The 14,453-nt window shown below is 74.1% G+C and carries 11 protein-coding genes; 7 read left to right on the forward strand and 4 right to left on the reverse strand.

Translation table 11 applies throughout. The annotated features are described in order from the left end of the window. The first annotated feature begins 2 nt into the window (after nt 1-2). Nucleotides 3-749, forward strand: coding sequence for a rhomboid family intramembrane serine protease (locus Dfulv_RS28945; protein WP_259856760.1), 747 nt, complete (start codon nt 3-5; stop codon nt 747-749). A gap of 27 nt (nt 750-776) precedes the next feature. Here the strand turns inward: Dfulv_RS28945 and Dfulv_RS28950 are convergent, their stop codons facing one another. Genes Dfulv_RS28950 through Dfulv_RS28965 form a run of 4 tightly spaced genes read right to left on the reverse strand, consistent with a single transcriptional unit; the run spans nt 777 to nt 4,059 of the window. Beyond that, nucleotides 777-1,454 (reverse strand): 4'-phosphopantetheinyl transferase family protein, encoded by a 678-nt coding sequence (locus tag Dfulv_RS28950; RefSeq protein WP_259856763.1) that lies wholly within the window; start codon nt 1,452-1,454, stop codon nt 777-779. Continuing rightward, nucleotides 1,451-1,753: a ferredoxin gene (locus Dfulv_RS28955; RefSeq protein ID WP_259856765.1), complete on the reverse strand. Its 303-nt coding sequence runs from the start codon at nt 1,751-1,753 to the stop codon at nt 1,451-1,453. The genes Dfulv_RS28950 and Dfulv_RS28955 overlap by 4 nt, the downstream gene beginning before the upstream one ends. 44 nt (nt 1,754-1,797) lie before the next feature. Continuing rightward, entirely contained in the window at nt 1,798-2,964 is a 1,167-nt protein-coding gene (gene mqnE, locus Dfulv_RS28960; RefSeq protein WP_259856768.1) for an aminofutalosine synthase MqnE, read from the reverse strand. A 15-nt stretch (nt 2,965-2,979) separates the two neighbouring features. Beyond that, entirely contained in the window at nt 2,980-4,059 is a 1,080-nt protein-coding gene (locus tag Dfulv_RS28965) for a hypothetical protein (protein WP_259856770.1), read from the reverse strand. 232 nt (nt 4,060-4,291) lie between these two features. On the opposite strand from Dfulv_RS28965, the gene Dfulv_RS28970 reads away from it, so the two are divergent. The 6 genes from Dfulv_RS28970 to Dfulv_RS28995 all read left to right on the forward strand — a co-directional run bounded on the left by Dfulv_RS28970 (nt 4,292) and on the right by Dfulv_RS28995 (nt 14,413). After that, nucleotides 4,292-5,200: a 1,4-dihydroxy-6-naphthoate synthase gene (locus Dfulv_RS28970; protein WP_259856773.1), complete on the forward strand. Its 909-nt coding sequence runs from the start codon at nt 4,292-4,294 to the stop codon at nt 5,198-5,200. Nucleotides 5,201-5,229: 29 nt separating this feature from the next. Then, nucleotides 5,230-5,616, forward strand: a complete 387-nt coding sequence (locus Dfulv_RS28975; RefSeq protein ID WP_259856776.1) for a DUF6069 family protein — start codon at nt 5,230-5,232, stop codon at nt 5,614-5,616. Nucleotides 5,617-5,711: 95 nt separating this feature from the next. Beyond that, complete coding sequence (locus Dfulv_RS28980) at nt 5,712-8,327, forward strand: LuxR C-terminal-related transcriptional regulator (RefSeq protein ID WP_259856778.1); 2,616 nt, start codon at nt 5,712-5,714, stop codon at nt 8,325-8,327. Continuing rightward, the gene (locus Dfulv_RS28985) at nt 8,324-10,501 is read left to right on the forward strand and encodes a helix-turn-helix transcriptional regulator (protein WP_259856781.1); all 2,178 of its coding nucleotides are present in this window, start codon (nt 8,324-8,326) and stop codon (nt 10,499-10,501) included. Before Dfulv_RS28980 ends, Dfulv_RS28985 begins: the two co-directional genes overlap by 4 nt. Then, a complete protein-coding gene (locus Dfulv_RS28990; protein ID WP_259856783.1) occupies nt 10,495-13,149 on the forward strand; it encodes a helix-turn-helix transcriptional regulator in 2,655 nt (884 codons plus the stop codon). The genes Dfulv_RS28985 and Dfulv_RS28990 overlap by 7 nt, the downstream gene beginning before the upstream one ends. 496 nt (nt 13,150-13,645) lie before the next feature. Next, nucleotides 13,646-14,413, forward strand: coding sequence for a LuxR C-terminal-related transcriptional regulator (locus tag Dfulv_RS28995; RefSeq protein WP_259868273.1), 768 nt, complete (start codon nt 13,646-13,648; stop codon nt 14,411-14,413). Nucleotides 14,414-14,453 lie beyond the last annotated feature (40 nt).

Here is a 14,453-nt window from a genome sequence, read left to right on the forward strand (position 1 = left end):
CAGTGAGCGTCGTCGAACCCCCACGCCCGCCGCGACGGCCGGGCCTGCCGATCGCCACCGTGATCGTGACCCTGGTGACCGTGCTCGGCGCCGCGGCACAGCTGCACGATCCGGACGTCCTGACCCGGTTCCGCCGCGACTATCCGGCGCTGCACGACGGCGAGTGGTGGCGCTGGTTCACCCCGATGCTGGTGCAGTCCGCCGGCTGGGGGCAGATCCTGTTCAACATCGGCTCCCTGATCGTCGTGGGTGTCATCGCGGAGCGGCGCTTCGGCACGCTGCGGTGGCTGGTGCTGTACCTCGGGATCGGCCTGGCCGGCGAGGCGATCGGTGAGCGGCTCGACCCGACGGGCGCCGGCAACTCGCTCGCGGTCTGCGGTCTCGTCGGCGGCCTGGCCACCCTGCTGCTCCTGCGGCCGGGGCGCGCGACGCGCCCGCACACCTTCGTGGTGCCCTACTACGTCGCCTGTGTGGCCGGCCTCGGCTTCGGCGGCGTCGTCGGCGCCACCGTGGCCCCGACCGTCGTGCTGGTCGTGCTCAGCATCCTGTTGCGGGCGGAGCGCTACCGAGGTGTGGCGTTCGTGGCCGCGGTCGCCTCGCTGGTGACGGCCGGCCTGTTCGCGGCGGTGCCCGACCAGCACGGCATCGCGCTGGTCGCCGGCGCCTTGGCGGGCCTGCTGCTGACCCCGGCCGCCGGCCGCGCCGCACGCCCGGGCCGCACCGGAACAGCCGCGCCGGCCCGCAAGTGAGCGGGCCGGCGCGGCCGGGCCGGCGGGTCAGCCCGCGAACGCGGGCTGGCGGGCGGGAACCGCGATCCCGGTCAGGATCAGGCCGCGGCCGACGAGCCAGCGGCCGGTGAAGCCGGTGACCGTCACGCCGCCGACGACCGGACCGGGCACCAGCAGCCGCGCGTCGAACGCCTCCCGCTCCGGGAGGAGCGTCACGGCCGCCTCGTGGAAGTCCAGCCACCGGTGGGTGAGCGGGTACCACGCCTTGAACACCGACTCCTTCACGCTGAACAGCAGCCGGTCCCAGTACACGGCCGGCAGCTCGCGGTGCAGCCGGTCCAGCTGCCGGCGCTCGGCGGGCAGCGAGATGCTGTCCAGGACGCCGTCGGGCAGCGGCCCGTGCGGCTCCGCGTCGACGCCCAGGGTCGTGAACTCCTCGTCCCGGGCCACGACCGCGGCCCGGTAGCCGGCGCAGTGCGTGATGGCCCCGACGACCCCGCCCGGCCACCGCGGCTCGCGCCGCGGACCGGCCGTGATCGGTGCGGGCGGGAAGCCCAGGGCGCCCAGCGCCTCGCGGGCGCACCGCCGTGCCGTGGCGAACTCGTCGCGGCGCTTGGCGACGGCGTTGCCGAGCAGCGCCTGCTCCTCCGGGAACAGCGGCGCCGGCCTCGTGTCGTCGAACGCCTCGACGGCCGACACCCCGGCCGGCAGCAGCTGCTCGATCATGACGGCACGGCCTGCGGGCCGTAGACCTCCACGCCGTCGCGGCTGCGGCGCACATGGATGCACTCGCCGGGGCATTCCTTGGCCGAGTCGATGACGTCCTGCGCCGCGACGAGCGGCACGAACACTGCCTTGCCCGGCTCGTGGCGCAGCTCGCCGTCGTCGTCCTTGACGTAGGCGAGCCCGTCGACGTCGAGCTCGAACACGTCCGGCGCGTACTGCGCGCAGATCCCGTCCCCGGTGCACAGCCCCTGGTCGACCCAGACCTCGAGCTGCTCCTCCGGCATCGTCTCCGTGGTCATCCGCACTCACCTGCCTCGTCTTGTGGTTCGGTCGCGGGCACCGGTCAGACCCGCATCGGCTGGGGCGTCTCGCGCCGCTCGAGGTCGGGTCCGTCGAACTCGCGGATGATCTCGTAGCGGGTGTTGCGCTCGACCGGCCGGAAGCCGGCGTCGCGGATGAGGTCGAGCAGGCTCTCCCGGGTCATCTTGTCGGGAGTGCCGAAGTTGTCGGCGTCGTGGGTGATCTTGTATTCGACGACCGAGCCGTCGATGTCGTCGGCCCCGTGGTTGAGCGCGAGCGAGGCGGTCTGCAGGCCGTGCATCACCCAGAACACCTTGACGTGCTGCACGTTGTCGAACAGCAGCCGCGACACGGCGAACGTCTTGAGCGCCTCGGCGCCGGTCGCCATCGTGGTGCGGCTCATCAGCTGGTTGCGGACCTTGCCGTCCCGCGAGTCGTGGAAGTCGTGCTGGTAGCGCAGCGGGATGAACACCCGGAAGCCGCCGGTCTCGTCCTGCAGCTCCCGCAGCCGCAGCACGTGGTCGACGCGGTGCCGGTGCTCCTCGATGTGGCCGTACAGCATCGTGCAGGGCGTCTTGAGACCCTTGGAGTGGGCGAGCCGGTGGATGCGCGACCAGTCCTCCCAGTGGGTGGCGTGGTCGACGATGTGCTGGCGGACCTCCCAGTCGAAGATCTCCGCGCCGCCGCCGGTCAGCGACTCCAGGCCGGCGTCGATGAGCTCGTCGAGCACGTCGGACGCGGGCAGGCCGGAGATGCGCTCGAACCAGTGGATCTCGGTGGCGGTGAACGCCTTGATCGCGACCGTCGGCGGCAGGGCCTCCTTCAGCGCGCGGATCGAGCGCGGGTAGTACCGCCACGGCAGCGTCGGGTGCAGGCCGTTGACGATGTGCAGCTCGGTGAGCTGCTCGGACTCCATCGCCTTGGCGAGGCGGACGGCGTCCTCGATCCGCATCGTGTAGGCGTCCTTCTCGCCCGGCTTGCGCTGGAACGAGCAGTAGGCGCACGACGCGGTGCACACGTTGGTCATGTTGAGGTGCCGGTTGACGTTGAAGTGGACGACGTCGCCGTTCTTTTTCGTCCGCACGTAGTGCGCCAGACCGCCGAGCCAGGCCAGGTCGTCGCACGCGTACAGCGCGAGGCCGTCCTCCCGGCTGAGCCGCTCGCCGGCGAGAACCTTCGCCTCGAGTTCACGCTTCAGACCCGTGTCCACATTCCACTCCTCATCTCAGTAGAGCCCTTCCGGCGCGGCCGAGCTGATCTGCAACGGGCGCACGTTGGCGACGCCGTCGCACGGCCACAGGTCACCGGTGTCGATCCGGACCGCCTGGTCGCGCTCCAGGATGTTGGGCAGGAACAGGTCGTCGTGCAGCACGGTGAGCCGGACCCGGCCGACGTCGCCGTAGGCGACCTGCCGCCGCGGGTCCTCCTTGTCGACGACGGCCATCGTGACCTGCGGATAGTTCGGCAGATACGGCAGGACGGCGCCGCCGTTCCCGGCGGGCAGCCCCATCGCGCAGCCGAAGGTGTTGCCGTACGTCATGCCGATGACGCCGCCGTCGAGGGCCTCGACGAACTCGGCGTACATCGCCGGGGTCAGCTGCGTGCCGCCGAGCCCGACGCCGTCGAGGGCGGCCACCAGCTCCGGCCGGCGGGCGATGAGCGCCTGGAGGATCGCGGGCGTCGTCTCGAGGTACTGCACCCGGCCCGTCTCCAGCACGTCGGTCATCTGCTCGATGGTGTGCTCGACGTACATGTTCATCTCGACGAGCCGGCTGTCGCGGATGAGCCGCTTGATCCAGCGCGGGTCGAGGTCCATGGTGTAGACCGTCGAGCCGAACAGCTCGGCGATCTGGCTGGCGCCGCGCCCGACGATGTGCGGCCCGCTCGGGCACGCGTAGAGCCAGGTGCGGCCGGACTCGAAGCCGCTCAGGCGCAGGCCCAGCAGGCGCCACGCGGTGTGGTGCTCGGCCATCGACTCGGTGTGGAAGATACGGCACGGCTTGCCGGTCGTGCCGCCGGACTCCCAGATCCGCCCGGCCAGCGGGCGCGGGACGTCGGTCGGCACGAGCTGCACCGGGTCGAGGTCACGCAGCGTCGCGAGCGAGAACGGCTCGAACCGCGTCAGGTCCTCGTAGCGGGTGATGTCCAGGGGGTCGAAGCCCAGGTGCGGCCGGCGGGACAGCCAGTACGGGCTGCCGGTCTCCGGGTCGAAGTGGCGGCGGACCACCCGCCGGGTCCAGGCGTCGAGGTCTTCGGCCAGCCAGGCGTCGGTGAGCGCGGCGGCGGGTTCCATGACGGTTGTCATCGGGGTCGTCCTTCGGTGCCGGAAGCGGTGGGCCCGGCCGGCGCGACCGGACACGGGACGCGGGCGGCCGGCGGACCGGTCCCGGGTGCCGGAACCGGGCACGACGGGCTGCCCTGCCCCGAATCGTGCCGCCGCGGAGATTGGGGAATTCCCCACACTTGATTCGCATCAATGGGCAGCGCCGGTCAGGTGGCGACGAAAAGTGCCGACCGGCTCTATTATTCGGACACGAATGGACCGGCGTTCGTCGATGGAGGGGCAGTTCATGCGGGAACCGCTGTCGATGGCCTACTCACCCTGCCCCAACGACACCTTCGTCTTCCACGCCTGGACACACGGCCTGCTGGCGGACGCCCCCGAGGTCACCGTCACCCACGCCGACATCGACGTCACCAACGGCCTGGCGGGCAGCGACCGGTTCGACGTCCTCAAGATCTCCTACGCGGCGCTGCCGGAGTTCCTCGGCCGTTTCGCGCTGGTGCCCTGCGGCGGTGCGCTCGGACGGGGCTGCGGCCCGCTGCTCATCGCCCGCCCCGGCCCCGGCGTCGAGGGGCTCGCCGGGGCGACCGTCGCGGTGCCGAGCGAGCGGTCGACCGCATACCTGCTGCTGCGGCTCTGGGCGGCCGGCGCGGTCCCCGGCGGCCTCGGCCGTATCGTGGTCATGCCGTTCCACGAGATCATGCCGGCCGTGCGCGACGGCGCCGCCGACGCCGGCCTTATCATCCACGAGTCCCGCTTCACCTACCACGAGTACGGGCTGCGGGAGCTCGTCGACCTCGGGCGGTTCTGGGAGGCCGACACCGGGCTGCCGATCCCGCTCGGTGCCATCGTGGCCCGCCGTGACCTCGGCGCGCGCCGGCTGGCCGGCATCGCCACCGCCATCCGCGCCTCCGTCCGGCACGCCTGGGACAACCCCGCGGACTCCCGCGACTACGTCCGCGAGCACGCCCAGGAGATGGCGCCCGAGGTGATGGCCCAGCACATCGACCTGTACGTCAACCCGTTCACCGCCGACCTCGGCGTGGAAGGGCTGGCCGCGGTGCGGGCCCTGCTCGACCGGGCCGCCACGACCGGGGCCTGCCCCACCGTGCCGCGCGGCGCGCTCACGTTCCCGGCCACCGAACCGTCCGGCGCTCTCTGATCCCGTTCCGTCTTGGAGGTACACCGCTCATGAAGTCGTCCCCCGCCACCGCGCGGGCGCTCGCGATCGTCGGCGCCGTGATCGGCACCGTGCTGATCTGGGTCATCGCCCGGCAGGCGGTGGGCGACCTGACCGTCCGCGCCGGCAGCGGCACCCAGGAGGTCAGCGTCGTGGCGGTGATCCTGACCGCCGCGTTCGCGGGCCTGGTCGGCTGGGGCCTGCTCGCCGTCCTGGAGCGGGCCACGGCGAAGGCCCGCACCGTGTGGACCGTCATCGCGGTCGTGTTCCTGCTGCTGTCGCTGCTCGGGCCGCTGGGCGCGGTCGGCGCCGGCGCGAAGGTCTCGCTGGCGCTCATGCACCTGCTCGCCGGCGCGGTGATCATCCCGACGTTCGCGCGCACCTCGCGGCGGCGCTGATCGCCGGCGGCCCGGCCGCCGGTGGCGGCGGACCGGGGCGCACCGATCGAGCCCTCTGCGAACCGCGTCGATTGGAACCGCTGTCGATGGTCACGATGCCGATGGCAGCGCCGCCCGGCGAACCGGCCGGCGGCGCCGAAACCGTGCGGGCGTCGCGTCGGGCGCTGCCCCTCGCACCGCCCGACACGGACGCCCCGCGTGTCGTGGTCGTGTCCGGCGCACCCGGCACCGGCAAGTCCGCCCTGCTGACGGCGATGGTCGACCGGATGCCGAGCGCCCTGGTGGCGACGTGCACCGAGGGGCGGTCGGCGACGGACTTCGCGGCGGCACGGCAGCTGCTGCCGGCCCGGGAACGGGCGGGTGCCCGGTCGGCGTCTCCCGACCGGGGGCACCGCATGGTGCTCGAGCTGTACCGGAGGACGTCCGGGCTGCTGCAGTACGGACCGCTGCTGTTCGCCATCGACGACGCGCACTGGTGCGACGAGGCGACCCTGCGCTGGCTGCACTACCTGCTGCGGCGCATCGGCGACCGGCCGCTGCAGGTCGTGCTGGCCGTACAGCCCCGGGAGCATCCGCTGCTCAGCAGCGTCTTCCACGAGATCCTCGGCTCCTGCCCGCACCAGGTCGTCGACCTCGACCTCGCCGAGCGCGAGGACCGTGCGGCGTGCACCGACCAGCTGCGGCGCCTCTTCCGTCACCAGCCGAACCTGCAGCGCGTCGCGGTCGCCACGGCCCTGCTGCGACGCACCGACGCCGACCTCGTCGGCCCGCTCGCCGGCCTCGCGCCGCAGCTCGTCGGCCCGCCGCTGGCCGAGCTGCGCCGGATGGGGCTGCTCACCGGCGACGAGCGGCAGCCGGTCCCGCCGGTGGTCGCCGACCGGCTGCTGGGCCTGCACGGCCACGCCGAGGTACAGGCGCTGCGGACGCACGCCGCGCGCCTGCTCAGCGACGCCGCCGCGCCGACCGGGCGGATCGCCGAACTGCTGCTCGACGTCGACGACCTCGGCGAGCCGTGGATGCTCGACCTGCTCAGGGACGCGGCCGGCGAGGCCTACCGGCGCAGCGCCGGCGAGGCCGTCCGGCTGCGCGCCCGCATCCTGCAGGCCGCGCCGCAGGCGCCGGAGGCCGCGATCGACCTGGCCGAGGCGCTGCTCAACGTGGACGCGGCGACGGCACGCGCCCAGGTGCGGCAGGCGCTGCCGCGCATGCTCGACGGCCGCGTCAAGGCCCGCGCGCTGGTCTGCCTGGGGCTCGCCGCCCTCGTCACCGGGCACGAGCCGACGGCGCCGTACCTGCTGCAGGACGCCCTGGAGACGCTCAAGCGCTCGGCCGGTGACCCGCCGAAGGTCCGCGACCGGGCCCTGCTCGCGGCGATCGAGTCGACGCTCGCGGCCAACGCCGTCGTCGGTGGCGCGACCTACCACACCGTCCGCTCGCGCATCGGCGCCGAGCCGGGCCCCGTGGTCGGCACCTCGTCGGCGCACCGGATGCTGGCGGTGCACGCGCTCACCACCGCCTACGAAGGCACCGACACCGGCCGCGCGGTCCGCTACGCGCGCCAGGTGCTCGACCGGCCGGTGCACGGCGAGGGCTGGCCACGGCTCGTCGCGGCGCGTGTGCTGTTCCTGGCCGACGACACGGCCCGGGCGGTGGAAACGGCCGAGGAACTGGCGAGGCACCACCGCGACCGCGGCGAGCCGTGCGCCGAGGCCGTCGCGTGGGCCGGGCGGGCCCACGTGCTGTGGGAGACCGGCGACCTCGCCGGGGCGGAGCGCGACGCCACCACCGCGCTCCGGCTGGCCGACGGGCACGACTGGGCGGCCACGACGTGGTCGGCGAACGCCACCCTCGCCGTCGTGCAGGCGGCCCGGGCGCAGGTGCTCGGCGCCACGTCCGTCATGGACGGGCTGTGCGAGCGGGCCGCCGAGATGCCCTTCTGGGAACAGGTCCAGGTGCTCAACGCCGCCGCGACGACGGCCTACTGGGCGTACGACCACGACCGCGCCCTGGACCTGATGCAGACCTGCGGCCGGGTCGTCGAGGAGGCCGGCGCCTGCAACCCGGCGCTGAGCTCCTGGTGGCTCGACGAGATCATCCTGCTGCAGCGCCGGGACCGCGCGCACGAGGCGCAGCTGCGGATCGAACAGGTCGAGGAGCAGTGCCGCCGGTGGAGCACGCCCCGCACGCGTGGCATGGCGCTGCTGGCCCGGGCCGCGATCACCCCGTCGAACGCGCAGGTGGAGCTGCTGGTGGCCGCGCTCGCCGAGTTCGCCGGGTCGCCCGCACCGCTGCACCAGGTGAAGGCCCAGCTCATGCTCGGGCGGGCGTTGACGGCGCTCGGGGACCGTACCGCCGCCCGGCGGCACCTGCGCGACGGCATGGTGCTGTCGAACCGGCTCGGCTACACCATGCTCGCCGTCCACTGCCGCAACGTGCTGACGGCCGCCGGCGGCCGGACCGGGTCGCAGCTGTCCGCCTGCGGTGACCTGTCCAACAGCGAACGCGCCGTCGCCCAGCTCGCCGCCGCGGGCGCGACCAACCGGCAGATCGCCGCCGAACTGTTCATCACGGTGCGGACCGTGGAGTTCCACCTCACCAACGTGTACCGCCGGCTGGGCATCCGCCGGCGCGACGCACTCGCGGACGTCGTCGAGCCGATGCCGCTGTCCGGCCGGGACCGGGACGGCGGAAACTCCGGGGAGGACAGGTGACGGGCGCGCCGCGGCCGGGGCCCTGGCCGCGGACGCTCGCGTCGGCCGGTGTCCGCGCCGCGCTGGAACGGTGGCGCCTCGCACTCGCCGAGGCCGGCGTCGTCGCGGTCGACGGCCCGGCCGAGGCACGCCTCGCCGAGGCGGCCGGCGGCGACCCGGCCGTGCTGTCCGCCGCCGTGCGCCGGTGCGCGCGGCACCCGATCGACCTGGACGAGCTCGACGCCGCGATCCGCGAGGTCCGCCGCGACCGCCTGATGGCCCTGGTCGCCGGGCTCACCGCCGCCCAGCTGCGCGAGCTGCGGGTGCGGGCGCTGCTCGGCCCGGCGCCGGAGGCCCTCGTGGCCCGCCTGACCGGCGACCCCACCGGGCCGGTCGTGCTCGCCGACCTGGATGTCGAGGACCCGGTCGTCGCCGAGGTCGTGCTCGGCGGGATGGACGGCAAGGAGCGGGCCGCGCTGCGCCGGCAGGCCGCCGAGACCGCCCACGCCGAGCGGCTCCCGGCCGGCACCGTCGGCCGGATGCTGACCGGCACGGAGCCGGGCTGGCCGGCCTGGGCGCTGGACGCGCTGCTGCACGGCGCGGCCGAGGCCCGTGCCGCGCACCGGTGGGCGGAGGCGGCGGCGATGTACGAACGCGCCCTCGAGGAGGAGATGGACCCGGCGCGCCGGCTCGCGACCGTGGTCGCGCTCGGTGAGGTCCAGCTCTGCCACGCCCCGGACGCGGCCGACCGGCGCTTCGCCGAGGTGCTCCACGGCGGCGGTACCGACGGCACCGCTGGTGCCCGCGGATGGCGGCTGCGGGCGGCCGACCGGCTGCTCGTCCGGGGCGACGACGGCCCGGCCCGGCGTGAGCTCGCCGCGGCGTACCGGCGGGCCGCCGGCACCGAGCGGGCGACCCTGCTGGCGCTGTACTGGACCGCGACCGCCCGGCTGCTGCCCACCACCCAGCTCGCCGACGCCGACCTGCCGCCGCTCGACGACGAACCCGCGGACGCCGCCGGCCAGGGCGTGGTGGCCTGGCGCACGGCGCTGGCGGGCACGGACCTGGCGGCCACCCGTCGGCGCGCGTTCGCCGCGCTGGACAGGCCGGCCGACGACACGACGCCGCTCTGGCCGCGGCTCGCCGCCATGCGCGCGCTGCTGCTGGCCGAGGAGCTCGACGCCGCCGAGGCGCGGCTGCACACGCTCCTGGCGCTGCTGCGGGGGGCCGGTGCGGTCGCCGCGGCCCCGCTGCTGCTGCGCGCCGAGCTGTACCTGCGCGTCGGCCGCCTGGAGGACGCCGAACGCGACCTCGGCGACGCCCGGGCGCGCCTGCCGGACGACTCGTGGCATCCGGCGGGACTCCCGCGGATCCGTGCCCTGCAGGCGGTGCTGCACCTGGCTGCCGGCCGGCCGCACCAGGCGGCGGCCGTGCTGCGCGCGCCGGTGCCGGCCGGGGCCACGGTCGGCACCGCGTGGACCGAGCTGCTTTACGCCCGGGCGGCGACCGAGGCGGCCGCCGGGCGGCCGGGCGCGGCCCTGCCGCTGCTGCGTGAGTGCGGGCGGCGCTGCCTCGCCGCGGGCCACCTCAACCCGGCACTGCTGCCGTGGCGTTCACTGGCCGCGCTGTGCGCGCACGCCGCCGGCGACGCCGCCGAGGCGGCCGGGCTGGTCGGGCCGGAACGCTCCGCCGCCGAGCGGTGGGGCACGCCCCGCGCGGTCGCGACGACCGTGCTGCGGACGGCGCTCATCGACGGCCGCGCCGACGCGGCGGCGCGGGCCGGGCGCGCCATGACCCTGCTGCGCGATCCGGTGACCGGGCGGTGGCCCGCGGAGACGTCGCTGGCCCTGCGGATCGTGCCCGCTACGGGTGACCGGTCGGCCGCGGCCACGGCGGTGGTGTCGGGCGTGGAGGGCCCGCGCACCGCACGGCGGCGCAACCAGTCCGGCGGCGCGGCGGCGGTGGCACGGCCGGGCGGGGCGGGCAGCGGCGAGCTGTCGGAGGCCCAGCGGCGGGTCGCCGAACTGGCCGCCGGAGGTCTGCCGAACGCGGCCATCGCGGAGACGCTGTCCATCACCAAACGCACGGTCGAACTGCACCTCAGCAACGTCTACCGCAAACTCGGCATCGCGGGCCGCGCCCAGTTGGCCGGTGTTCTGAGTAGCGCGGCTGCGCAACACTCTTCTCTGTGCTGATCGAGCGCGACGAGGAGCTTGCGCGCTTCCGTGCGGCGCTGTCCGGCCTCCCGGGCGGCACCGGCCGGCTGATCGCGGTGACCGGAGGCGTCGGCGCTGGCAAGTCGGCGCTGCTGCGGGAGGCGGCCCGGCTCGCACGGGCGGCGGGCGTGCCGGCGGTCTCCGCCGTGGCCGCCCGCACCGAGCAACACCTGCCGTTCAGTCTGGCGCAGCGGCTCCGGCAGGACGCCGCCGGCGTCGCGGACGCGGCCGGACCGCTGCTGGTGACCATCGACGACCTGCACTGGGCCGACAGCGCGAGCCTGCGCTGGTTGTCGCGCCTCGCCGCGCGACCGGCCGGCCCGGCGGCGCTGGTGGTCGTGGCCCTGCTCGACGGCGACCCCGGTGGGGAACGCGCCGAGGTGCGCACTACCCGGGACCGTGCCGACGAGACGCTGCGGCCCGCCCCGCTGTCACCCGCCGCCGTCCGGCGGATCGTCGAGGCCACCGGCGGATCCGCGGCGGCGGCGCACGCCGCCGAGCGCTGCCACCGGCTGACCGCGGGCAACCCCGCACTGGTGCACGCGTCGGCCGGTGACCCGGCGCTGCGGCAGGAGGGCGACCCGGCCCCTGATCTCACGGCCGCGCGCTACGCACCGCTGCGGCAACGGATCACGACGGCCCTGGCCGCGCTGCCGGCGGCGGGCCGCACGTACCTGCTGCACGGCGTGCTGCTCGGCGGGGACGCCGACGTGCGGCTGGTCGGGCGGTTCGCGAAGCTCGACGAGGTCGACGCGCGCACCGCGGACCGGTCGCTGCGGGCGCTGGGGCTGCACGGCGCGGCGACCTCCGGGCCGCTGCTGGACGCGCTGGTGCGGCACGTCGTGGCCACGACGATGTGCTCGGAGTCGTTCGCGGTCGGGCACCTGAGCGCCGCGCGCCTGTTGCACACCGCCGGCGCGCCGCCCAAGGCGGTCGCCGAGCACCTGGTGCAGGCGGAGGCGTCCGGCGAGCCGTTCGTCACCGAGGTGCTCACCGCGGCCGCCCGCGCCGCCGCCGCGCGTCACGAGCTGGGCACGGCGGTGCGGTACCTGCGGGTGGCCATCCGCGGTCAGCACGCCGGCACCGCCGAGCGCGGCCGGCTGCTCGTCGAACTCGCCGCGGCCGAGGGCTGCGCCGATCCCGCCGCGGCGCGGCGGCACCTGCTGCAGGCGCTGCCGCTGCTGCCCGCCGGGCACGACCGCGCCGCGGCGCTCGCCCGGGTCCCGCCGCTCGCCCTGCAGTCGGGCATCGAGGAGCGGACACGGGCGACGATCGAGGAGGTGCTGCGGGGGCTGCCCGACGACGGGCCGGAACCGGTGCGGGCGCTGACCCAACGGCTCGAGGCCCGGATGTGGATGGCCGGCTGGCAGGACCCCGCGACGGTGCTGGCCGCCGCCGAGCGGTTGCGGGCCAGCGGCGCGGCGCCGCGGACCGCCGCCGAGCGGGACCTGGCCGGGGTGCTGCTGTTCTGCGCGACGATGGCCACCAGCGTCACGGCCGCCGAGGCGGCGCCGCTGGCCCAGCGGTTGCTGGAGGCCACGCCCGCCGACCACGACGCGGCGCACACGGCCGCACCGCTCGTGGTCATCAGCGCGATCGCCGCCGAGACGGTGCCGGCGCTGCGGCCGTGGCTGGCCGACGCGCACCTCGCCGTCAACGGCGGCCCGTGCCGGCGGGTCGCTGCGCGGCTGTACGCACAGGACGCGTTCCTGGACTACCACACCGGGCACCTCGCCCGGGCACGGCCGAGCGCGCTGGCGGCGTTCGAGCTGATGCCGGACGGGTTCGCCGAAGACTCGCTGACGCTGGCGATGCTCGTCGCGGTGGCGGCCGCCGTTCCGGACGACCGGCTGCGCAGCCTGGCGGCGGTGCACTGCGCGCCCGCGCTCGCCGCCACCGAGACCGGGCTGCTGCCGATCGTGCACGGCATGCTGTACTCGTCGATGGTCTACAGCAGTCAGCCGGAGGTGGCGCTGGCCGCGCTGACCGAGTGCGAGCAGCGGCTGGCGGTGCACGGCTGGCTGAACCGGACGCTGTTCCCGACCGCCACGCTCATCGCGCCGCTGCTGCAACGGCTCGGCCGCACCGAGGCCGCGCTCGCCTGCATCGAGGAGGAGCATCGGCGGGTCAGGGCATGGGGCTCCCCCACGGCGATCGGCCGGGTGCTGCGGGTGTGGGGCAATCTGAGCCAGGGCCGGCGGGGCCTGCGCCTGCTCGACGAGGCCGTCGAGGTGCTGGAGAGCTCGGCGAACCGGCTGGAGCTGGCCCGTGCGCTGCTGGCCCGGGGCACCCGCCTGCTCGCCAACGGCCGGCGCGGTGCCGGTGACGACCTGCGCCGGGGCGAGCGGCTGGCCTCGGCGGCGGGCTTCTCGTGGCTCATGAAGCCGGCGAGCGTGGCGCTGGAGGCGCACCAGGAGCAACTCGTGCCGGGGATCAGCACCCTCACCCGGTCGGAGCGCACGGTCGCCGAGCTGGCCGCGGCCGGCAACACCAACCAGGCCATCGCCGAGCGGCTGGGCATCACGCAGCGAGCCGTCGAGAAACACCTCACCAACTGCTATCGCAAAATCGGCATATCTGACAGATCACAGTTGAAGAAGACACTCCGTCACGTATCAGGAAGATAATTTGGAGCCGGTCCAAGAAACGGCCGCTCAAGCAGCGTTGATCACCGCTTGTGACCGGTCCGACACCTGTCGCAGTTGACGGCCCCACCGAACGCGCTCCCACCGGCCCGCGGAACGCAAACCGAAACTCAAATTTTCCGCAAGATCGATTGAGGTTTGTCTGTCCTTGCGGGAAACGTCACGACCGGCGCCACGCGACTTCGGTCCGGATTCCGTCGCCCGCACCGCCCCCGGCGGCCGCGACCCGCTCCGGCCACTCGCCGGCGAAAGCCCGCTACCAGGGGAAACCCGGGGGCATCGGGGCGACCGCGGCGGCAACGGTTCCAACGGCACCCGGCACCCGCACGGCACACCCCGGACTTCGGTGCACCAGACCGAACCAGCATCGCCACTACCACAGTCTTTGCCGCCCGATTTGGTCGCGTTGACGCTCACCCGAAAGACATGCAAGGCTCCCGATGCGATCACAATGTTGGAGCATTTGGGAGACGTGTCGATGCTTCTGGTCAGTAATATGAAAGCAGACGTTCACCACGGATCTCAGACCAGCCTCCTCGCGAGGCAAAACACGAATGAAACTTTGCCGGAACAATGCCGCACTCCCGTGCAGCCGCATCCGGCACTCGTCGGCGCCAGTGAATACGGCGAGCTCTTCCTCTCCATTGTCGAGCGCACCGGAGTAGGCCTCGCCGTCCTCAACCCACAACTCCGCATCCAACAGACCAACGCCGCCTTCCTCGAACAGTGCGGCCAACCCCGCTTCGACCTGCACGGCTTCGACTTCTCCGAACTCCTGCACCCCAGCGTGCGCCAGTACATGCGACGCCAGTTCGAACGGTTACTCACCGGCCGCAACAGCCGCTTCGTCGAACACCTCGCAGCACTCTGGGCCACCCGCACCACCTTCACCGGCGCCCTCACCGGCATGGCCGTCCAAAACGACGCCGGCCACCTCAAGACCATCGTCGTACTCGTCTCCCCGGACAAAACCGAAGACGACCGCCGAATCCTCATCAGCCCCAACAAAATCCTGACCGAAATCAACGCCAAAATCCTCGAAGGCGTCGCCACCGGGATACCCACCGTCCAACTCGCCGCCCGCCTCTACCTCAGCCGGCAAGGCATCGAGTACCACGTCAGCAACATGCTGCGACAGTTCAAGGTCCCCAACCGCGCAGCACTCGTCTCCAAGGCATACTCCATGGGCCTGTTCGGCGTCGGCTCCTGGCCACCCAAGGTCCTGCCGGAGTACGTCCGGCGCTGAAGCGCCGAACCGTTGCGTGACGTGGCCGGGGTTGCTGTGC

This window comes from Dactylosporangium fulvum (assembly GCF_025137375.1).
Taxonomy (GTDB): Bacteria; Actinomycetota; Actinomycetes; order Mycobacteriales; family Micromonosporaceae; genus Dactylosporangium; species Dactylosporangium fulvum.